This is a genomic window from Stenotrophomonas sp. GW821-FHT09E08 (assembly GCF_059416125.1).
This window is the reverse complement of sequence record NZ_JBWKOO010000003.1, coordinates 97,879-117,104: the sequence shown is the minus strand read 5'-3', so window position 1 is coordinate 117,104 and position 19,226 is coordinate 97,879. Positions and strand designations below refer to the sequence as shown.

General features: G+C 64.6%; 19 protein-coding genes and 1 tRNA gene. 8 read left to right on the top strand and 12 right to left on the bottom strand.

Annotation, left to right across the window (positions count from 1 at the left end; all coding sequences use genetic code 11):
• Window positions 1–64 precede the first annotated feature (64 nt).
• Window positions 65–652, bottom strand: coding sequence for an FMN-dependent NADH-azoreductase (locus AC07M7_RS05220; RefSeq protein WP_136638228.1), 588 nt, complete (start codon window positions 650–652; stop codon window positions 65–67).
• Window positions 653–776: 124 nt separating this feature from the next.
• On the opposite strand from AC07M7_RS05220, the gene AC07M7_RS05215 reads away from it, so the two are divergent.
• Window positions 777–1,769, top strand: a complete 993-nt coding sequence (locus tag AC07M7_RS05215) for a LysR family transcriptional regulator (protein WP_006375981.1) — start codon at window positions 777–779, stop codon at window positions 1,767–1,769.
• Window positions 1,770–1,823: 54 nt separating this feature from the next.
• Here the strand turns inward: AC07M7_RS05215 and AC07M7_RS05210 are convergent, their stop codons facing one another.
• A complete protein-coding gene (locus AC07M7_RS05210; protein ID WP_495206891.1) occupies window positions 1,824–2,891 on the bottom strand; it encodes a DUF4241 domain-containing protein in 1,068 nt (355 codons plus the stop codon).
• Between the two features lie 124 nt (window positions 2,892–3,015).
• Between AC07M7_RS05210 and AC07M7_RS05205 the strand changes: the two genes are divergently transcribed.
• Both AC07M7_RS05205 and AC07M7_RS05200 read left to right on the top strand, forming a co-directional pair.
• Window positions 3,016–3,105: transfer RNA gene (locus tag AC07M7_RS05205), tRNA-Ser, on the top strand.
• A gap of 351 nt (window positions 3,106–3,456) precedes the next feature.
• The gene (locus tag AC07M7_RS05200; protein ID WP_046986722.1) at window positions 3,457–3,708 is read left to right on the top strand and encodes a hypothetical protein; all 252 of its coding nucleotides are present in this window, start codon (window positions 3,457–3,459) and stop codon (window positions 3,706–3,708) included.
• A 153-nt stretch (window positions 3,709–3,861) separates the two neighbouring features.
• Here the strand turns inward: AC07M7_RS05200 and AC07M7_RS05195 are convergent, their stop codons facing one another.
• Complete coding sequence (locus tag AC07M7_RS05195) at window positions 3,862–6,615, bottom strand: UvrD-helicase domain-containing protein (protein ID WP_495206890.1); 2,754 nt, start codon at window positions 6,613–6,615, stop codon at window positions 3,862–3,864.
• Between the two features lie 178 nt (window positions 6,616–6,793).
• Here AC07M7_RS05195 and AC07M7_RS05190 point away from each other — a divergent pair, with 178 nt between their 5' ends.
• A complete protein-coding gene (locus AC07M7_RS05190) occupies window positions 6,794–7,003 on the top strand; it encodes a hypothetical protein (RefSeq protein ID WP_253078526.1) in 210 nt (69 codons plus the stop codon).
• A 69-nt stretch (window positions 7,004–7,072) separates the two neighbouring features.
• Here the strand turns inward: AC07M7_RS05190 and AC07M7_RS05185 are convergent, their stop codons facing one another.
• A complete protein-coding gene (locus tag AC07M7_RS05185) occupies window positions 7,073–7,405 on the bottom strand; it encodes a hypothetical protein (protein WP_248298424.1) in 333 nt (110 codons plus the stop codon).
• 116 nt (window positions 7,406–7,521) lie between these two features.
• Window positions 7,522–8,511 (bottom strand): acrylyl-CoA reductase (NADPH), encoded by a 990-nt coding sequence (gene acuI, locus AC07M7_RS05180; RefSeq protein ID WP_495206889.1) that lies wholly within the window; start codon window positions 8,509–8,511, stop codon window positions 7,522–7,524.
• A gap of 102 nt (window positions 8,512–8,613) precedes the next feature.
• Between acuI and AC07M7_RS05175 the strand changes: the two genes are divergently transcribed.
• The 4 genes from AC07M7_RS05175 to AC07M7_RS05160 all read left to right on the top strand — a co-directional run bounded on the left by AC07M7_RS05175 (window position 8,614) and on the right by AC07M7_RS05160 (window position 11,929).
• Window positions 8,614–8,961, top strand: a complete 348-nt coding sequence (locus AC07M7_RS05175; protein WP_495206888.1) for a winged helix-turn-helix transcriptional regulator — start codon at window positions 8,614–8,616, stop codon at window positions 8,959–8,961.
• A 197-nt stretch (window positions 8,962–9,158) separates the two neighbouring features.
• Window positions 9,159–10,022 carry a Smlt3025 familytype IV secretion system inhibitor gene (locus tag AC07M7_RS05170; protein ID WP_495206887.1) on the top strand — a complete coding sequence of 288 codons (864 nt, stop codon included), beginning with the start codon at window positions 9,159–9,161 and terminating at the stop codon, window positions 10,020–10,022.
• A gap of 31 nt (window positions 10,023–10,053) precedes the next feature.
• On the top strand, window positions 10,054–11,379 hold the full coding sequence (locus AC07M7_RS05165; protein WP_136638219.1) for a Smlt3024 family type IV secretion system effector: 1,326 nt from the start codon (window positions 10,054–10,056) through the stop codon (window positions 11,377–11,379).
• Between the two features lie 94 nt (window positions 11,380–11,473).
• Window positions 11,474–11,929, top strand: a complete 456-nt coding sequence (locus AC07M7_RS05160; protein ID WP_337302692.1) for a hypothetical protein — start codon at window positions 11,474–11,476, stop codon at window positions 11,927–11,929.
• A 177-nt stretch (window positions 11,930–12,106) separates the two neighbouring features.
• Here the strand turns inward: AC07M7_RS05160 and AC07M7_RS05155 are convergent, their stop codons facing one another.
• The 7 genes from AC07M7_RS05155 to AC07M7_RS05125 form a co-directional block, all read right to left on the bottom strand.
• Complete coding sequence (locus tag AC07M7_RS05155) at window positions 12,107–12,484, bottom strand: EF-hand domain-containing protein (protein ID WP_495206886.1); 378 nt, start codon at window positions 12,482–12,484, stop codon at window positions 12,107–12,109.
• A gap of 30 nt (window positions 12,485–12,514) precedes the next feature.
• Window positions 12,515–12,901 carry a hypothetical protein gene (locus AC07M7_RS05150; RefSeq protein ID WP_495206885.1) on the bottom strand — a complete coding sequence of 129 codons (387 nt, stop codon included), beginning with the start codon at window positions 12,899–12,901 and terminating at the stop codon, window positions 12,515–12,517.
• 91 nt (window positions 12,902–12,992) lie between these two features.
• A complete protein-coding gene (locus AC07M7_RS05145) occupies window positions 12,993–14,963 on the bottom strand; it encodes a MacB family efflux pump subunit (RefSeq protein ID WP_495206884.1) in 1,971 nt (656 codons plus the stop codon).
• The gene (locus tag AC07M7_RS05140) at window positions 14,960–16,150 is read right to left on the bottom strand and encodes an efflux RND transporter periplasmic adaptor subunit (protein ID WP_495206883.1); all 1,191 of its coding nucleotides are present in this window, start codon (window positions 16,148–16,150) and stop codon (window positions 14,960–14,962) included. Before AC07M7_RS05140 ends, AC07M7_RS05145 begins: the two co-directional genes overlap by 4 nt.
• Before the next feature lie 135 nt (window positions 16,151–16,285).
• Window positions 16,286–16,735 carry a hypothetical protein gene (locus AC07M7_RS05135; RefSeq protein ID WP_495206882.1) on the bottom strand — a complete coding sequence of 150 codons (450 nt, stop codon included), beginning with the start codon at window positions 16,733–16,735 and terminating at the stop codon, window positions 16,286–16,288.
• Window positions 16,736–17,025: 290 nt separating this feature from the next.
• Window positions 17,026–18,375, bottom strand: a complete 1,350-nt coding sequence (locus tag AC07M7_RS05130; RefSeq protein WP_495206881.1) for a sensor histidine kinase — start codon at window positions 18,373–18,375, stop codon at window positions 17,026–17,028.
• Entirely contained in the window at window positions 18,375–19,049 is a 675-nt protein-coding gene (locus AC07M7_RS05125) for a response regulator transcription factor (protein ID WP_136638213.1), read from the bottom strand. Before AC07M7_RS05125 ends, AC07M7_RS05130 begins: the two co-directional genes overlap by 1 nt.
• Window positions 19,050–19,226 lie beyond the last annotated feature (177 nt).

Below are 19,226 nucleotides of genomic sequence, written 5' to 3'. Positions count from 1 at the left end.
CCGGCCCCCGTTCAGCGCCCAGACGAGGAGAGAGCGGCGCCGAACGCTGGAACGCTGGAACGTGTTACGCCGCGGCGGCTTCAGCCGCTTGGTGCGACGGCAGCGCTGCCAGCGCACCGGCAATCGCGTCTTCGCGGTGCTGTGGCGAATAGGCAATGCCCTCGGCACGCACGAACTCGATGTCGTTGATGCCCCAGAAGGCGAACGTCTGGCGCAGGAAGGGCTCCTGGAAGTCCGCCGGCGAATCGGTGTAGATGCCGCCACGGCTGCTGACCACGATCACCCGCTTGCCACCGGCCAAGCCCACAGGGCCGTTCTCGGTGTACTTGAAAGTGCGGCCGGCCACGGCGACGCGGTCGATCCAAGCCTTCAGGGTGGAGGGGATGCTGAAGTTGTACATCGGCGCGCCGATCACCACGATGTCAGCTGCCAGGAACTGCTCGAGCACCTGTTCAGCCTCGGCGGCTTCGGCCACGTCGGTCTTGGCCAGCGAACCACTGCGCAGATGCGGTACCGGATTGGCGTCAAGATCGCGATAATCGACCTGCAGGCCTTCGACCTGCTGCTTGAACCGGGCCACCACGGCGGCGGTCAGGTGGCGGGAGACGGAGTTCTCGCCAAGCACGCTGGCGTCGAGATGCAGAAGCTTCATGGCAGTCACCTATGTTCTGGAGGGAAGGGCGGGTGGCCCGCCGACGGAGAGAACGATAGGTTGTTGCAAAGGCGGGATAAAGGTGGTTGAATGCCACGTATTGTTCTAGATATGGAACTCGGGCATGCATGACCTGAATGACCTGTACTACTTTGCGATGGTGGTCGACCACGGTGGATTCGCCGCCGCCGAGCGCGCTCTGGGTATCCCCAAGTCGCGCCTGAGCCGCCGCATCAGCCAGCTGGAAACCGACCTGGGCGTGCGCCTCCTGCAGCGCTCCACGCGCCGTTTCGCGGTGACCGACGTTGGTACCAGCGTGCATCGCCACGCGCAGACGATGCTGGCCGAGGCGCAGGCCGCACGCGAGGTGGTGGATCGCCTCAGTGCGGAACCGCGCGGCCTGGTGCGTGCCAGCGTGCCGGTATCGCTCGCGCAGATGCAGCTGCCCAAGCTGCTGCCCAAGTTCCTCGAGCAGTACCCGAAGGTGCGGCTGCAGCTGAACATCAGCAACCGCCGCGTGGACATCATCAATGAAGGCTACGACGTGGCCCTGCGCGTGCGTTCGCGACTGGACGACGACGGCAGCCTGGTGATGCGCAGCTTCGGCCAGGTGCAGGAACTGCTGGTGGCCAGCCCGAAGTACCTGGACCGTGCGGGACGCCCGAAGGATCCTGAAGAGCTGACCCAGCACGTCACCCTCAGCATCAGCGAAGACGAAGCCCGCCAGCGCTGGGAGCTGCATGGCCCGGAAGGCGAAGTGCGCCGGGTCGACCTGCAGCCGCGCGTGGCCGGTTTCGACTTCCCGCTGCTGCAGAGCATGGTGAAGGACGGTTTCGGCATCACCATGCTGCCGGAAACCGTGTGCGCCGATGCGGTGCGCAACGGCGAATTGGAAGTAGTGCTGCCGGACTGGTCGCTGCCGCAGGGCGTGTGCCATGCCGTGTTCGCCTCGCGCCGCGGCCTGCTGCCGGCGGTGCGCGTGTTCATCGACTTCCTGGCCGAGCACCTGCCGCCGCAGCTGGAGGCCTCGCGCCTGGATTGCGGTGGCGCCTGTGAAAAGGCCAAGGAGCGGATCAAGGCCAGTGCACTGGGTGCGCTGGCAGTGGATGCCGGCTGAGAGAGTTGAACGGTAGCGCCGGGCCATGCCCGGCGTTGTCGCTTCCGATCGCGATCAATTCCGCCCTAACAACCGATCCCAGAAGCCGCGTCGCGGCTGGGCCGTTGGCTGGGGAGCAACGACCGGCGCTTCCAGCACCGCCATCAGTTCCGCGCTGCGTGGCTTCTTCAGGAAGCGGGCGTAGTCCATGTAGCTGGTCACCTTGCTCATGTGCAGGCGCTCGGGCATCGCCGGCAACGCGCCGCCCTGCAGCAGCACCCGCAACGCTTGCGGGCGGTCCAGGCGGACCGCCTCGAACAGCGCGGTGCCGCCACAGCCCGGCTCGATCTGGTTGGCGCGCCGCGGCGCGTCCTTCAGCAGGGCTCTCAGTGCGTCTACGTCGTCTCGCTCCACGGCAGCCACCAGCCGCGCCAGGGCATCCGCTTCTTCGGGTGGAAGATTGTCGCGGTAGGCCTGGTCGGCAATCTCGCGCTCGTCGCGCCCGTCACCGCCCTGGATGCACAGGAAGTCGGTGACCAGGGCGACCGGAATGCCGGAGGTATCCAGCGCCCAGTAGCTGGGATACACACCGTCGCCCCAGCCGCTGGTGAACACGACCAGGCCATGCGGCGAGTCTTCGCCCCAAGGGCGGTACTCGGCGCCTTCGTCCAGTCCGTCGTGGTCGATCAGCGTATCTGACCATTCGCCGTCATCGTCGCCGTCAGCCTGCTCGATCAAGGCGAGCAGCGCCTGCTGGGTATCGGTATCCATGAAGCAGCCGATGCCGGCGTCGACCGGATAGCCGATGAAGCTGTCCTCGTCCAGGCCGGTCAGGTCCTGCGTGGTCCAGCGCGCCATCTGCCAATGCAGGGCAGACGCAATGAGGGCTTCGCGGGGTTTGAACCAGGCCACGGCCAGTGCGGGGCGGCCGCTGTGCACGATGATCTCCACTGGATGCCGGCCCAGCGGGGCGGTGTGGTCGGCCAGCGCAGGCGCCTCGGCCTGGACCAGCGGATCGCAGACCACCAGATGCCCGCTGCTGACCGGGAGGTGCCCGGCGAAAGTACGGTGCAGGGCCACTGCGGCCAGCTGGGTGTCGTCCAGCAGGGTGGTGCGCAGGTTGGCCAGGTCGAGGTGGGCCATGGGGGCTCCGATTGCAGTGAAGGCCCCACCGTGCCGCATGCGAAGGGAGGGAGCAAGGGTGGTCTTGGGCAAATGGCCTTCACGTGCGAGAATACGGCGCTGCCCGGGCGACCGGGACCCGATTGGAGAGATGGCCGAGCGGTTTAAGGCACCGGTCTTGAAAACCGGCGAAGGGTCAAACCTTCCGTGGGTTCGAATCCCACTCTCTCCGCCAGGATTCCAGAAGGCCCCTAGTGATAGGGGCCTTTTTGTTTTCTCAGGCTTCCCTACCTGCGCAGCTGTCCTCAGCTGAGGACAGGGATGGATGCAAAAAAACTCTCGGCAGAGAATCAAGAAATCGATTCAGACCGTTGCTGCAGTGGAAGTGATCGCGCTGTTTCACGCGGAGTCTGATTTCGACGGCGCTGCTGCGGCCCAAGCAGGAAGTGGTGCGCGGTACCCCTGTGTTCTTGCTGAGTCGGCGGATAAGAAGCGCTCCCACTGGATCGGTGGGATGTTCCGAGAGACACCAGCACAAAACGCCGTTTATTGAGCTAATATTCAGGTTTCACGGACAGGACTAATCATGAGTGAAATGGATGCGGTGGACCCGGCTTCGGCAGAACAGTCACGAGTAGAGAGTGAGACGCTGCCGCTTGTCATCCAGACGGTCGGAGGTTTGTCGGCCGCGGTTGGCGTCATCAGCATCGTGTTGGCGCTTACTGGCATTGTTCCCTGGCTTTTGGGATCAGGCGTCTCCGCGCTTCTTGCTGCGCCTTTCCTTTATGGCTTTGCGGACATCGTGCTCAGCTTGAGAAAGCTGTGCTCAAAGCGTTGATGCAGGTGCTGGAAAAGGATCCATAAGCCGGCCCAGTGCCGGCTTTCTCTTTGTGGGAAAGTGGGAGTCGGTGGCCCTGCCGCCGTTACAGTCGATATCCCACCGCTGAGGTTTAGTGTCAGCGTGTTCGAACGGGTGGCAGATCCTGGACGGCTACCCGCGGCGCCCACCCTTCGGCTTGTTATGGCACAACGGGTAACTGGAGCACGACCGGAAGGCCCCATGCGGCCCATTCCGGTCCACGAACACGCCCACCTTGCACACCGGGCAGCGCTCTTCGTGGATCGCCGCGCCTGATATCGCGGTCACTTCCACAGCTCCGTCCTTCACCAGCTCGTCCAAGAACGGCGAGTGCTTCCCCTGCAGGGTGAACATGGCCACCGAGCGTCGCGCACGCGTCAGCGCGACATAGAACAACCGCCGCTCTTCGCTCAATGGGTAGGTATCCCCATCCGGCATTGCCAGCGAAAGCACCGGGTCATCCGCGCGCAGGCTCGGAAAGCTGCGGTTGACCATGCCCGGCAGAACAACGTAGTCCGCCTCGCGTCCCTTCGACCGATGGACCGTGAGGAACTCCACGTCCATCGTGCTGCCGAAGGCGGTCTTCCAATCCGAAGGCATCGCGCTGCGATCGGCGCGGTAGCGCCCCAGGATGAAGACCGTCACGCGTCCGTTGCGCCCTTGTGGCACCGCCCCGGACAACAACTGCTGATGCAGCGTGGCGAGGTACTGGCGAACGCCATCCTGCACCTCCTCACGCCGATTCATCTGGAACGCCTGCAGCACTGGGCCAATGGCCGGTGCTGCAGAACGAACCTCCTTGCCAATCTGCGCCGGGTTCCTGCTGACGAAGTGGCTGGAGGCATCGCAGAGCGCTTGAGGGCAGCGGAATGTCTGCTCGAGCATCAGCACCTGGCCGTGTCCCATCCACTCGCGGAATCCGGTCATCACCGAAACGTCGGCACCGGCGAAGCGGTTGATCGACTGCCAGTCGTCGCCCACTGCAAACAGATAGCGGCCGGGGCGGCTGACCAATGCACGGCAGAGTCGGGCACGGGCGCGTGAGGCGTCCTGGAATTCGTCGGCCATCACCAGTTCGTAGGGTGATTCATAGTGGCCCTGTTCAAGCAGGCCGGCCGCCATGTTGAGCATGTCCTCGAAGTCGATGCTGCGCTCGTCAGCCAGCGCACTGTCCCAGGCCTGGAAAACCGGCCCGGCGATCTCCAGGAAGCGCCGGTAGCGTTCCTTGAACTGATCCTCGGGCATCCGCCGCAGGCGCGCCGCCATATCGTCCAGCGTCAGGCAGTTACTCTTGGCATGCGCAATGTAGGTTCGCATCAGGCCGATCAGGTCCGCATCGGGCATCGGCTTGGCGCCCTGGTCGGGCAGCTCGCGGTCCGGGTTCGGGTCGAGTTCGATGTCAGACTCGCCGAGCTTCTCTGCGAGGTCCAGCAGGGCATGTCCGCTGCGCAGGCCAAAGGAGGTCGTCTCGACAAGGGCCGTGCCGCGCGCTGCATGCTGCTGGCGCTTCCAGCGCATGCCTTCGAGATAGTCGGAAACGTGCTCCGGCGGCTGGCCATCAGCATCCAGCGCAAAGTGCTCGTGATACAGCCCTGCGTCCGGGTAATGGAAGGCGGGGCGATACTGGCGATGGGTGTCGGTCGCCGCATCAAATTCGTAGCGTCGCTCGTAGTCGTACGTCACGCCGTTGTAGAAAAGCCAGTCGGCGATCACGCACTCTTCCAGGCTCTTCACCCGTTCCCCCTGCAGGGTACGGATGTAGGGCGTGCCATCGCGGTCGTAGCCGTCGGCCTCCATTTCCGCGCCGAATGGCGGCAGGTCGCGCCCGAACACCAGACGGAACATGTCCCATTGGGTGCGGAAGTGGGTTGAGCGATCCTTCAGGTCGTCCACCAGTTCGGCCAGCTTGTTGAAGCCCAGCGTTGCGTCAATGGCCCATTCGGGGATGTCGGGCTTGCGTCCGGTGACCTTGGCGACGATGGCCAGGCCGAGTGCATGGAAGGTCCGTGCCTCGATTGCGATATCGCCCATGCCCAACCGGTCGAAGGAACGCTGTGCGCGCTCTTCAAGCTCCCTGGCGGCATCCTTGTTGAAGGCGAGCATCACGATCCGCTCGGGTTCGACAAAGCCGCGATCAATGGCGTAAGCGGCCTTGGCAACCATCGTGGAGGTCTTGCCGGAGCCGGCTGCGGCCACGACCTGCACGCGGTTGTCGAAGCAGATGACGGCGCGGGCCTGTTCCTCGGTCAGTGGTTTGCTCTCGACCCTGTCCAGGAAGTCCTTGGCCAGCACCAACTCACGCGTTGCCATGGTCGCGTTGGCCTCGGCCCACACGGCAGGCCAATCCAGCTGCCAGTCGTGCAGGGCGTGCAGCACTGCACGGTGGTTGGGCGAATGCAGGTCCTGGTGCACATCCTCATCGAGGAACAGTTGTTCCAGCTCGCGTGGCGGGAGCGGCAGGGCGGGGCGACCGGCCAGCAGTGCCTGCTGTTGTTCGTGCGTGATCCAGCGGCGGCCGGTGCTGCTCCGGTCGATGAGGGCGTCTGCTTCGGCGAGCCATGACTGGATCTGCTCCAGGAGGGTCTCAAAGAGGGCCTTGCGCCCGCGCGTCGTGCGCGCGAAACGCACATGCTGCAAGGCAGCCGCGAGCCGGGAGGCCTGGCCGTTGGGCAGTCCATACATGGTCAGAACGCCGCCGCCCTGGGTCTGCAGCACGACCCTGGCCCAGAAGAGTCCGGGAATGACCTGCACGCGCTCGTCGTCAGCCGCGTGCTGCCGGTACTGCTTGCCGCCGACCGTGAGCTCGACGTGCTCACCATCAAGCTTCAGCCGCCAATCTGGTGAGCGGGTAAGAAGTCGACCCCAGCCCGAGGGGTGCCAATCCATAGACATCCAGTTACTGCCTTGCGTACGTCAATTGGGCTTGCAGAGCCCTTACGCCTCCATGATAAGGGGCGTTGACGACGCATGTGGCCTTTCGCTTCATGGCCGGCCATGCGACCGGTTTCATTGACGTTCGTGAAGGCGGTTGCCAGCATGACGCCTGTGGATATGGGCGCCGATCATGGAAATCGACTGGAACAGCGTGGGTACCTTGAAGCACTCCGTCGGCGGCTACGATATCCGCACGGATGCACTGAAGATTCTGGTGACCGCTGCAATGCAGGGGCACGAGGGTGATGTCTCGCAGATGCGCATCGAGATGGAAGATGGCATCGTCCTTCCGCCAGACGAGATCAGGCGGCTGGCACTGGCGCGGAGTCGCATCCGCTAGCCGCGCCGATCGGCACTGGACCTGGCCCCTCTGCGGCAGCTCCAGGTGCCAGCACCTGCCAGCATGGAATCACTCGTAGACGCGGTCCTGCCTCGTTGGAGGCACCTCAACCAGGTCTCCCCGCCGGATCAGCTCATCCAGATCCACTGCCGATGCTGCCAATGCCTCCTGCGCATCGAAATCCCATTTGTTCCTGTACTCACGCGCCAGAAGATCGCATACCGCCTTGGCTCGCTGGTAAGCATCGTTCTTCGCGTCATCCTGCATCAGCTCATCGCGATGGATCTGGCAGAGCATCAGCTGGTGCGCGTCTTCACCGCGCTCGCGCTCCCAGGCAATGTCGGCCAGGCCGGAAAGGGCGGTGGCAAGTGCAAGTGCAGTCATTGACATGGCGGTGTCCACAGTCGTCGGAAACCTGAGCGTATGCGAGCAGCAGTGGCAAGCGGCCACTGACGCTCGCATGGTTTCACGGCGTGTTCACCATTCGTTGCCGGATGGACTCCGCTGGGGAGGCTTCCTCAGGCATTCACATCCACGACAATCCGCCCACGCACCTTGCCCGGAATGATCTGCTCGTAGACCTCAAGCACGTCGGCAAGCCCAATCAGCTGCACCGTGCTTTCAAGCTTCTGCGGATCCAGGTCGGTGGCAAGTCGGTCCCAGGCACGCTGGCGAACGTCCTGCGGCGCATTCACCGAATCCACGCCCGCAAGGGTTACGTTGCGGAGAATGAAGGGCAGCACCGAGCCGTGCAGTGCATCGCTCTGCGCCAGTCCACAGGCGGCGACGGCACCGCCGTATTTCGTCTCGGCAATCGCGTTGACGAGGGTAGGGCCGCCAGCCACATCGACGACGCCGGCCCATCGTTCGGCGCTCACCGGACGGTCGCGCGGTTCTGAAAGCTGCGCGCGATCGATGATCTCGGCGGCGCCCAGGCTGTGCAGATACTCGGCGTGTTCCGGGCGCCCGGTAGCGGCCACAACGCGATAGCCCAGCTTTGAGAGAATTGCCACCGCAATCGAGCCGACGCCACCGTTGGCGCCGGTCACCAGCACATCGCCCTTGTCGGGCGTCACGCCGGCTTGTTCCAGGGCCAGTACGCACAGCATGGCGGTATAGCCAGCGGTGCCGATGGCCATGGCGTCGCGGGTGCTCAAGTTGTCGGGAATCCTGTTGAGCCATTCGCCACGCACGCGGGCACGCTGTGCCAGGCCGCCATGGTGGCCCATGCTCAGGTCCCAGCCATTCAACACGACACGGTCACCGGGCTGGAAATCGGCATTGCTCGACTCCAGCACCACGCCGGAAAGGTCGATGCCGGGAATCAACGGGAAGGTGCGGATGACCGGGCGCGTATTGGTGAGGGCCAGTGCGTCCTTGTAGTTCAGCGTTGAATATTCAACCTGCACCAGCACGTCGCCGTCCATCAGGTTGGCGTCATCGAAATCGACCAGTTCCGTGGATACGCCGTCGTTCGTTTTGCGGGTCAGCAGTGCCTTGAAACTCATGGTGGGGGCTCACGTTCAGTGGATGAGCCCATGCTAGGCTCGCACCGTCATCGCAACAAGAACGATGATTTTCCGTAGGTACTATGGTTTTCCGGAGTATTCATGCGTAGCAAGCGTTGGGACGGCAAGAGCGGTTGCGCTGTGGAGGTCACGCTGTCGGTGATGGGTGGCGTGTGGAAGCCTGTCATCCTCTTTCACCTGATGTCCGGCAAGCGTCGCTTCATGGAACTGACGCGGCGGGTGCCCAATGCCACCCAGTCCATGCTCACCAGCCCGCTGCGTGAACTGGAAGCCGATGGCGTGGTGATCCGCCACGTGTACCCGGAAGTGCCGCCGAAGGTGGAGTACGAGCTTTCCGAGTTCGGGCGCACGCTGGTGCCGGTGCTGCTGGCGATGCGCGAGTGGGGTGAAACCTATCGCGGCCATAGAAGCACGGACAGCGACGGCTGAGACCTGAGGCGGAGCGCCGAGCGTCGTCGACATGGCCCATGCTCCCCGCAGCGTCCTGGAGACCACGTCAATAGCCGCAGTACTGCAGGCAGCGCATGTGGAGCGCCGCCTCACTCGGTGAAGGGCTGCGAAGCAATTCCTGTTCCATTGACGCCCGGTTGCCTATAGTGGCGCCGGAACCCTGCAATGGAATGCCCATGCACGTGATGTCTCCCGGCCGTTGCCTGACGCTCGCGCTTGCCGTCGTAGTGAGTGCCGGCGCGTGTGCACGTCCGCCGTCCACCGAACACGAAAGGAATCCCGCCATGTCCGGCGCAACCCAGACCGGCCGCACGATCAACGGTCACACCTATACCGATGCCCCCGTGGACGTGAAGCTGGGGCCGAACACCTTCCGCATTCCGGCCAACTACCTGGACAGCCAGATCGCACCGTGGCCTGGCGAGGGCGTGACGCTGGTCATCGAGTGGCCGGACATGAAGCCGACACTGCCAGGTGCCCGGGCCAATCCGCGTACGAATGATTTCCGTAAGGAGATTCCCATTCGGATCAACTACGTTGATCGCGTTCCCGTCGAAACACTGCTTTCAAGGCTGTCGTCAAATGAAGCCGTCACGGAAGAGGATTCTGTGGAAAGGGAGGATCCCAGGGATCGTCTCGATCAACGCGTTGCACAGCCGGAGACCTTGGGGCTGACGCCCTATGCAATCGACGAAGCGAAGATGGTGGTGTACGCGAAGAAGTATGAGGCGCGGTACGGGAAGCCGCCTGTCCGCAATCCCGCCTACGAGAGAGACTGGTACATCGCACGCCAGGCCGACGGCCGGATCAGCTCGTTTATCAAATGTGACGGCAAGGAATTCCGACGCGACGGCGTGCGGCTGGAGGGAAGCGAGGTGATCAGTGAGCCAGGAGAAGTGGCAGCCGGCTGCGTTCATTATTTCGTGGACATCGACAACAAGCTGTCCGTCAGCCTGGACTACAAGAGAGCGTTTCTGAAGGGCTGGAGGCGTATGGAAGAGGTTGTCAGGGATGTCATCGCGCGCACCCGGTCCCAGTGATCGGTGAATCAAGGAAGAGAAGGGACAGGGTATGAGTGGATTGACCGAACGCGATCTCAGAGTCCTTGGCAGCTATGCCAGAGACGGCAACCGCGAGCTTTACTGGAACTACCTGTCGCAGCTGCCGGGAGCCGATGGCTACGGGACGCTGGCACTGGGTGTTGTACGCAATGACAGCCTTCCGGGACGTGTAGCGAACACCTATGCACAGAACTACGCGAAGACCCAACAGGATGAGGGATCGCGTTTCTCAAATGCACAGTTGACCGAGCGGCAGTGGGAGTCCTTTGGGCAGACCCTGCTCGAAAGAGATCTTGAATTGCGGCAGCAGTGGATGAACGAGCGCCGCCCAGACCTGGCACTGAATCTTCCCGGCAAGGATGTGATGCTGGCCCACGATCGGGCATTTGAACGGCATGAGCTTGATCCCAACTGCTGGACGCCGCGCGTGCTGCTGCAGGCGGCTGAGCAGAAGAGCGGCCCCGCGAAGCTGGAGCAGATCTGGACCAACATGCTCAACAACGACTACGCCGGAGGCCCGCGCGTAGGCAACACCAGCGTTGATGCCATCAGCCAGATGGGATGGGCGAAGGGCGGGCAGTACCTGACCCGGTTGAGCGTGCTGGAAGCCACCCAGACACTAGAGGGCCGCTCAGCGGTCGATCCGAACGTCATCGGCGGCAACAGCTACTACGCGATGTACTTCGAAGCCGACAGGAAATGGGCCAGCGTCAGTGCAGGCGGCGGCCACATGTCGCTGCGCGAGATCACCGATCCCGCCCGTATCGCCGAACTCAACGACGCCCGCGAGGTTCGTCTGGAACGGCAGGAGAAGCTTACCCAGTTCCACCCGGACGACCCATACCGGACCATTACCCGCAGCCCGCTTACCGCAGCCGTGGACGACGTGCCGGATCCCTCGCAGGCACCGACCCGTCTGGCCGACATTGGTCCTGGCCACCGTGAGTACGCATTGATGCAGCAGGTGCGCGAAGGCGTGGCCGCGATCGATGCCAGCGCCGGGCGTACTCATGATGAGAACAGTGAGCGCCTTGTGGCGAGCGTGATGGCATTGGCGCGTCGCAACCAGCTTGAACGCGCCGATCACGTGTTGCTGAGCGCGCAGACCACCGATCACCCGGCCGGCCGCAACGTGTTCGTGGTGCAGGGTGAGTTGAACGATCCGGCGCATCTGCGGACCTCCATGCCCACGGACAGGGCAGTGCAGACACCGGTCGAGCAGTCACTGCAGGCCCTGCAGGCCGTCGGTGCGGATCGTGGACAGGCACATGCGCAGCGCCAGCAGCAGGAGATCGATGTGCAGGCGCGCGACACGCCTGCCATGCGTATGGGCTAGGTTTCCGGCCTGCCCCAGCCCACCTCACGCGGTCTTTGCAACTCGGTGCGCGGGCATTGCTAAGTTCGCTTGGCATCCATCACAGGAACCTGCAATGACCCGGACGTCCCCGCTTGTCCTGCTTGGCCTCTGCCTTGCCCCGGCCCTGGCCTTCGCCCAATCCGACCGGCAGGTGGCCGAAGACATGGTGACCCGCGCGGCCAACGTCTGCCCTGGCCACAGCACCGAGCGCACTGCGCCTACGGTGAAGAGGGTGCCAGTGGGTGCGCTGCGCGTCATGCTCGACCGCGGCCTGGTGATGTGCCCGGACCGTCGCTTGGATGCCTCTGCACCCGCGGTGTTCTACGGCCGCATGGGTGTATTTGGCTGGAATCCGGAGGTGCCGGCGGCTGCGACCGTGGTCGTGGCGAAGATCGACCAGATGACCCGCAAGGATGAGTACCCGGTGGAGACGATGGTGTGGGACGCGAAGGGCACGGCGCTTACCCAGCAGACGGTGCCCTCGTTTGAGCCGCGCCCGGGTGCGGCGGTGCTGTACAAGGTGCGCTGAGCGCTGCGTGCTAGCTGGTAGATGCCCACCTTGGTGGGCGTTCTGGCCCTCGCGCGTGGTGATGGAGCCGTGCCCACCACGGTGGGCACCCACCAAAGCGATGCGACGTGGCATCCGGTAATGGCGCGCGATCAGGCGTTTTGCCCACCAGGGTGGGCAACTATCAATACCGAAGCGCTACTTGGCCGGTGCGTCTGCCGTCTGCGCGGCCACCATGGCCTGCTGCATTTCCTTCAGCGACAGATAGCCATCGCCATCAGTATCCAGCCCCGCGAAATACTTCGCGATTTCCGGCACCAAAGCGGCTTCCTTCCTGCTGATCTTTCCGTCTTTGTCGGCATCCATTTCCTTGAACGCGGCGTCGATGGAGTCGGCCTGCTTGTTGAAGCGTGCCTGCTGGTACTTCGCGTACTCGGCCTTGTCGATGTGGCCATCGCCGTTGCTGTCCATGACGGCGAAGCTGGAGTCGATATAGGCCTGCTTCGGGTCGCCGCTGGCGGCGTGGCCGATCAGCGGTGTGGCACACAGGGCGATGATGAGAAGCGTCTTGTTCATGCGGTCGGTTCCTTCGCAATGCAGGGCAGGTCAGCGGCAGGGATAGCTGTAGCCATCCGAACCTCGGTAGGTGTCGCTGCGGCGGTCGTAGTTGCCGTAGCGGCTCATGCAGTAGTCGGCGCGCTCGCGAACCTCACGCTCGCGCTTGGCCGCGGCGGCGATCACGCCGGCCACCACCGCCGCGCCGACCACGCCCACCACCATGCGCTTGGCTTTGGCATCGTCGCGCCGGTCACGCTCACGTTCGCGTTCGCGGCGCTCCCATTCGTCGCGCTGGCGGTCCTGGTAGCCCCGGTCCCAGCCTGAGCGGTAGCCATCCCGGTTCTGTGCGTGAGCCTGGTCCGCATAGGGCAGCAGTACCAGCACTTGCAGTGCGGCACCCAGCAGCAACGCTGCACGTCCTGTCTTCTGAAACATCGTTCCGCTCCTGTGCGGCTGTGTCGGTGGTGCCAGTACAGCGCGCGGACATTGCGCGAACCTGTAGCCGTCTCCGCTGGACGCCCTTCGTTCAGCGCACCAGCGCCTCCACCGGGTCCAGCTGTGCCGCACGGCGTGCCGGCAGGAAGCCGAAACCAATGCCGATCAGGCTGCTGCAGGCAAACGCGGCCAGAATCGAGGTTGTCGAGAACACGAGCGAGAAGCCGATGTCGGCCAGCGCCAGAACTCCCCCCAGCGCGAGTGCCACGCCGATACCCAGCACGCCACCGAGCAGGCAGACCAGCACCGATTCGATCAGGAACTGCTGCAGGATGTCGCTGCGGCGCGCGCCCACCGCCATGCGCACGCCGATCTCGCGGGTGCGCTCGGTCACTGAGACCAGCATGATGTTCATTACCCCGATACCGCCCACCACCAGTGCGATGGCGGCAATGGAGCTGATCATCAGCGTGAGGATACGGGTGGTCTGCTCGATCGAAGTGCGGATCTGTGCGTTGTTGCTCATGTAGAAGTCCTGCCGCCCGTGGCGGCGCTCCAGCAGCCGGCGGATGGAGGCTTCCGCGGCCTGCATGCCCACGGTATCGGACACGCGCACGGTGATGCTGGACACATGGCTCTGCCCCAACATGCGCGCCATGGCGGTGGTGTAGGGCACCCAGACCTGCAGCAACGAGGCATCGCCCACGGCGCCGGCCTCTTTCTTCACCACGCCCATCACCCGCACCGGAACATTGCCGAGCAGCAAGGTCTGGCCGATCGGGTCTTCCTGTGCGGTGAAGAACCGTTCGCGCGTATTGGCGTCGATCACCGCCACCTGCTGGTAGCCGGCGACGGCGGGCTGGCCAAAGAAGCGCCCTTGTCCCAGCTTCAGGCCGTGCACGCGGAAGTACTGCTCACTCACACCCTGCATCTGCACGTTGGCCGAGCGATTGCCACGCTGTGCGGTGCCGCTGCTGGCGACGCCGGGCGTGGCGCTGTCCACGAATGGTTGCCCGGCCAGCGCCGTGCTGTCGCCGGGCGTCAAGGTCTCGACCTGTGCGGCGTGCACATCGCCGAAGCCGGAGCCCGGATAGACCTCGATGGTGGTGGTGCCCAGCGAAGCGATGTTGGACAGGATCGCCTGACGTGCGCCCGTGCCCAGGGCGACCACCGACACCACCGAGGCAATGCCGATGATGATCCCGAGCATGGTCAGGAAGGTGCGCATGCGGTGTGCGTTCATCGCGCGCAGGGCCATGCGGAAGGCTTCGCTGAAGCGGTCGCGCAGGGCCTGCCAGCCGGTGCCTTCGCTGCCTGCCTGCAGGCTGGCCGCGATGCTGCTGGCGGTGCCTGTCGCGGCAGCGGTGGGGCGATCGTCGACGATACGCCCATCGCGGATCTCGATGATGCGCTGCGCATGCCCGGCCACGGCCATGTCATGGGTGACCAGCACCACCGTATGGCCTTCGGCGTGCAGTTCGCCCAAGATCTTCATCACCTCCTTGCCGGACTGGGTGTCCAATGCGCCGGTGGGCTCATCGGCGAAAATCACTGCGCCGCCGTTCATCAGCGCGCGCGCGATCGACACGCGCTGCTGCTGCCCGCCGGAAAGCTCGCCGGGCAGATGCAGCATGCGTTCGCCCAGGCCCAGTCGCTGAAGCAGGGCCTGGGCGCGGGTATGGCGGTCGGCGCTGGGTTGGCCGGCGTAGATGGCCGGTACCTCCACGTTACCCAGCGCGGTTAGGTCGGTCAGCAGGTGGTAGCGCTGGAATATGAAACCAAAGTGCTCGCGGCGCAGCTCGGCCAGTTCGTCCGGTGCCATCTGCGCGGTCTCGCGACCGGCGATCTGATAGGCGCCGGACGAGGGTCGGTCCAGGCAGCCCAGAATGTTCATCAGGGTGGATTTGCCCGAACCGGACTGGCCGACGATGGCCACCAGCTCACCGGCGCGGATATCCAGATCGATGCCATCGAGCACGACCAGGGTCTGTTCGCCGGCCGCGAATTCGCGGCGGATGCCGCGCACGCGCAGCAGCGGTGCGTCCTTCTCTGCATCCATCATGGCTGTGCAGCGGCTGCGCCGGCAGCATCGCCGGACTGGACCAGTACTACCTGCTCACCTTGCTGCAGGCCACTGCGCACTTCCACGTTGATCTGGTCGTCCAGCCCGGTGGTGATGCGCCGCGGCGCAGGCTGGCCATCCGCGCCGCGTACCTGCACGCTGTAGCTGCCATCGGCGGCACGCGCACCCAGTGCGGCCGAGGGAATGGTCAGCACGCCCTTGGCACGCCCCAGAACGATGCGCACCTGTGCCGTCATGTAGCTGCGCAGACGGCCATCAGCGTTGTCCACGTCGAACTGACCGTTGTAGTACATGGCCGTGCGGCTGGCGCCCACCGAAGCGCTGGCGGGCGCGAAGCCGGAGGTGTCTTCGTTGGTGATCGAGTCGGGTGCCGGTGCGATGTCGCGCAGCGTGCTGCTGTAGCGTCGGTCGCTGTCGCCCAGGATGGTGAAGAACGCCTCCTGTCCCAGTGCGGTGTGGACCACGTCGGCCTCGGAGATTTCGGCGTAGACGGTCATCACGTCCTGGTTGCCGAGCATCACGATGGTCGGTGCGCTCTGTACCGCATTGACTGTCTGGCCCTGTCGCGCGACCACGGCCAGCACGGTGCCATCGGTGGGCGCAGTGATGCGGGTGTAGCCCAGGTTGGTCTGTGCCACATCCACATCGGTCTGGCGCTGCACCACTTCGCCATCGAGTGCGGCGATCTGTTCACGGGTAGCATCGACCTTGGCCTTGGCCGCATCGTAGTCTGCGCGCGCGACCAGTTGCCTTGACACCAGAGCCTGCTGGCGTTGAAGGGTCAGCTGGTACTGGTGCAGGTCGGTGGCCAGCGCGTCGCGGTTGGCACGCGCGGTGCGCTGTGCCGCCTGCGCACTCAACAACGCGTTGCGCTGGGTGCGTGAATCGATATCGGCAATCGGATCGCCAGCTTTCACCTTGTCGCCCAGCTTCACATGCAAGGTCTCGATGCGGCCGGAGACCTGCGCGCCCACGCTCACCAGTCGCGAAGGCTTCAGTGTTCCGGTGGCTTCCACAACCTGCTCGATGTTGCCGCGGGCGACCGGTGCCACCTGCAGTTGCGGTGGTGGTGCGGGCCAGAGCCACGCGAAGAGCACCAACAGGGTGCAGAGGACTGCAGCAGCAATGATCAGCGCGCGGCGGCGGCTGTGCGGTGCGGCGCTCATCGGTACAGCATCCAGAAAAGACAGTGCATCGTGTGTCCTCGCGACAGATGGGATTGCACGCCGGCAGGGCAGGCGTGGATGGCCGTCGAGTCTCGATGCGCTGGATTGCGTGAACCTTGCGGTGGTGCGCCCGTTTCAGGAGGCAACGCCGAGCGTGAGCAGTGCCATCGCGATGAACTGGAGCACGCTGCCGAGCGCCAGCAGCGCATGGTGCAGGCGTTGTACTGCTGTGTGCAGGCTCGAAAGCTGGCATAGCGCGCCGACGACCAGCACGACACATGCAGTAGCGGGCAGCCTCGCGGCAGCTGCGCTGATCGCGATGATCAGCAATGTTGCAGCAAACATCACGGCGGCCGCATATGCATGCAGGGTCTGCAGGAACTGAGGAACGGGGCGCGATGCAGCTCCCCGCCACACTGCCAGCATGTGCAGTGCGGCATGCACGACGACGAACACCACCACGGCGGTGGTCGTTGGGTGCGCGTGCCGATAGGCTGAGGCCACCAGCGCAAGGCCTGGGAGCAGCAGGAACAGGGCGGCGAACAGGCGGATCAGCACGCCTGCCCGCTCGCGTTCGGGAATCATCCGCAGCCAGTGCGGCCAGTGTTCAAGCCCACGCGCGCGGCCTGCATGCGCGCGGCAGTTCCACGCTGCGGCGGTCAGGCTGGGCGCATTCCGAGGAGGCGTCGTTGGTGTGGAGGAGGGCGGTGGAGAAGCTCCCTGTGTCACATGCAGGCTTCCTGTCAGATCCGGACGCAGCACCTTCAGCGGTGCAACTCACCTGGATGCTGGGCAGAGAACATTGCCGCAACCTTGCGCATCAACCGCGGCGGATGCGCGTGGACAGCCGGTAGTCATACACGTGGGGGAAGCGCTCAGTGCGCCGGCGTCGATGCGCTGGTGACGCCTGGATGCAGGGGGAACTCGACGCGGATCAGGGCGCCGCCACTGGGTGCATCCAGAATCGTGACGTGGCCACCGTGGCGGTCGATCACCTGCCGCACCAGGTTCAAGCCCAATCCGGCGCCAGTCTGCCGGGGGCGCAGGCGCTGGAAGGGTTCGAACACGCGTTCGCGCTGGTCGACCGGAATGCCGGGGCCATCGTCTTCCACCTCAAGGCAGCTGCCCTGCACGCGCACGATGATGTGGCGTCCACCGTGCTCGGCGGCATTCAGCACCAGGTTGGAGAGCACCCGTTCGATGGCACCGGACTCGCCCAGCACCGGGAAGTTCGGTTCCACGGCCACGGCGACTGTCTTGTCGGACTGGATCAACAGGGGGGCCAGATCAGCGACGACCCGCTTGGCCACGTGGGCCAGGTTGAGGGAGTCCTTCGGCCCATCTGCTTCCATGCGGTGCAGGTCCAGCAGCTGCTCGGCCAGTGTTGCCAGCCGAGCGACCTCCACGGTCAGGCTACGCGAGGTGGAGTCGTCGGCCGCATCGATCTTCACCCGCAGGATGGCGATGGGCGTACGTAGCTCATGGGCGGCAGCGGCGATGAAGCGACGTTGCCGTTCGTGCCCTTCGTCCAGACGGTCAAGCGCTTCGTTCACCGCTGCAACCAGGGGGGCGATCTCGACCGGTACTGCGGTCTCCGTCAGGCGGATACCGCGGCGGCTGGCAGAGATGTTGCGGGCTTCCTGCGCGATGCGTTCCACACCGGCCAGCGCGCGGCGCACGATGATCGGGGTCAGGATGATAGTGGCCAGGCCCAGCAGCAGGAAGATCGGCAGGGTGATGATGTGTGCAGCCAGCGCCATCTGCCAGGTCAGCGAATCGGTTTCGCCATGGGCCATGATGGTCAGCTTGCCGGCCGGGCCGCTTTGCTGGCGTATCACCACGGCCAGGCCGTCGTTGCGGCCGCGTCCGCGCAGGTCGCCATAGGGAATTCCGTCCAGGGCGCCAACCAGCGACGCGTACGCTGGCGGGACATGGCCGAATGTCACATGGTGGCCCTGCTCATCCTCGGCGATGAACCACGCGCCGGGGACGATCTTCAGCAGCTCGGCCAGCTCCGGCGTGTGTTTCACATACAGTTCGCCCTTGCTGTCGCGGTGAACGGCATCTGCCGCCACCGGGGCGAAGGTCTGGATGGTGTAGTAGCCGCCACTGTCAACACGCACCAGCACCATCAGCAGGGCGAAGAACGCCACCAGTAGCGCAAGCAGCTGGTAGATCAGTGTCTTGACGATCAGCGGGCGCTTGAGTGAGGGACGACGCGCCATTACTTCGTTTCCCGCATCAGATAGCCGACGCCGCGGATGGCATGGATTTCCACCCCCGCATCAGCGTCGGCCAGCTTGCGCCGCAAGCGTGAGACATGCGAGTCCAGCGTATTTGAATGGATGCCGTCGTCGAAGCCGTACACTGCCATTTCAATGGACTCGCGCAGCACCGTGCGGCCCAGTCGACGGGTGAGGGCCGCCAGCACGCGGATCTCGCGCCGCGGAAGCTCCAGTCGCTGTCCGCCAACGCTGGCCTCGCCCGAGGCGGGATCGAACAGGAGCCGGCCGATGCTCACCGGCTCGACCTGCATGCCACTCGGCCGGCGCGCGGCCGCACGGATCCGCGCGAACAGCTCCTCCAGCGCGAACGGCTTGGCCAGGTAATCGTCGGCTCCCTCATCCAGGCCGGTGATGCGGTCCGGCAACTGTCCCAGCGCGCTCAGTACGATGATCGGCACTCCGGGGTTGCGCCCACGAAGCACCGGAATCAGGCCCAGCCCGTCACCATCGGGCAGAGTGCGGTCCAGCAGCACCAGGTCGTGTGGCCCGGAAAGTGCGGCTTCGCGAGCCAGTGCCAGGGTATTGGCCAGGTCCACCACATAGCGCTCGCGCTGCAAGGCAGACTTCAAGGTGGCAGCCAGTTCGGCTTCGTCTTCGATCAGCAGGATGTGCATCGGCGGGAATCGGGCGGGAAGGAGGGCGCAGGAGGGGGCTTCGGCACGCGCCGGCACCGTATTACAGGAACATTGCGTGAACATGGCGTGCCTTCAGGGCCTGCCGATGACGTCGAAACGCCGTTGCGGCGCGGGCCGCCGGGCGCAAGGTTCGCGCAATCCGGGCACTCCAGCCTT

Coding starts and splice junctions, on each gene's coding strand:
- AC07M7_RS05220 (WP_136638228.1), bottom strand. CDS start 652: ATGAAGCTTCTGCATCTCGACGCCAGCGTGCTTGGCGAGAACTCCGTC.
- AC07M7_RS05215 (WP_006375981.1), top strand. CDS start 777: ATGCATGACCTGAATGACCTGTACTACTTTGCGATGGTGGTCGACCAC.
- AC07M7_RS05210 (WP_495206891.1), bottom strand. CDS start 2,891: ATGGCCCACCTCGACCTGGCCAACCTGCGCACCACCCTGCTGGACGAC.
- AC07M7_RS05200 (WP_046986722.1), top strand. CDS start 3,457: ATGAGTGAAATGGATGCGGTGGACCCGGCTTCGGCAGAACAGTCACGA.
- AC07M7_RS05195 (WP_495206890.1), bottom strand. CDS start 6,615: ATGGATTGGCACCCCTCGGGCTGGGGTCGACTTCTTACCCGCTCACCA.
- AC07M7_RS05190 (WP_253078526.1), top strand. CDS start 6,794: ATGGAAATCGACTGGAACAGCGTGGGTACCTTGAAGCACTCCGTCGGC.
- acuI (WP_495206889.1), bottom strand. CDS start 8,511: ATGAGTTTCAAGGCACTGCTGACCCGCAAAACGAACGACGGCGTATCC.
- AC07M7_RS05175 (WP_495206888.1), top strand. CDS start 8,614: ATGCGTAGCAAGCGTTGGGACGGCAAGAGCGGTTGCGCTGTGGAGGTC.
- AC07M7_RS05170 (WP_495206887.1), top strand. CDS start 9,159: ATGCACGTGATGTCTCCCGGCCGTTGCCTGACGCTCGCGCTTGCCGTC.
- AC07M7_RS05165 (WP_136638219.1), top strand. CDS start 10,054: ATGAGTGGATTGACCGAACGCGATCTCAGAGTCCTTGGCAGCTATGCC.
- AC07M7_RS05160 (WP_337302692.1), top strand. CDS start 11,474: ATGACCCGGACGTCCCCGCTTGTCCTGCTTGGCCTCTGCCTTGCCCCG.
- AC07M7_RS05155 (WP_495206886.1), bottom strand. CDS start 12,484: ATGAACAAGACGCTTCTCATCATCGCCCTGTGTGCCACACCGCTGATC.
- AC07M7_RS05150 (WP_495206885.1), bottom strand. CDS start 12,901: ATGTTTCAGAAGACAGGACGTGCAGCGTTGCTGCTGGGTGCCGCACTG.
- AC07M7_RS05145 (WP_495206884.1), bottom strand. CDS start 14,963: ATGATGGATGCAGAGAAGGACGCACCGCTGCTGCGCGTGCGCGGCATC.
- AC07M7_RS05140 (WP_495206883.1), bottom strand. CDS start 16,150: ATGAGCGCCGCACCGCACAGCCGCCGCCGCGCGCTGATCATTGCTGCT.
- AC07M7_RS05135 (WP_495206882.1), bottom strand. CDS start 16,735: ATGATTCCCGAACGCGAGCGGGCAGGCGTGCTGATCCGCCTGTTCGCC.
- AC07M7_RS05130 (WP_495206881.1), bottom strand. CDS start 18,375: ATGGCGCGTCGTCCCTCACTCAAGCGCCCGCTGATCGTCAAGACACTG.
- AC07M7_RS05125 (WP_136638213.1), bottom strand. CDS start 19,049: ATGCACATCCTGCTGATCGAAGACGAAGCCGAACTGGCTGCCACCTTG.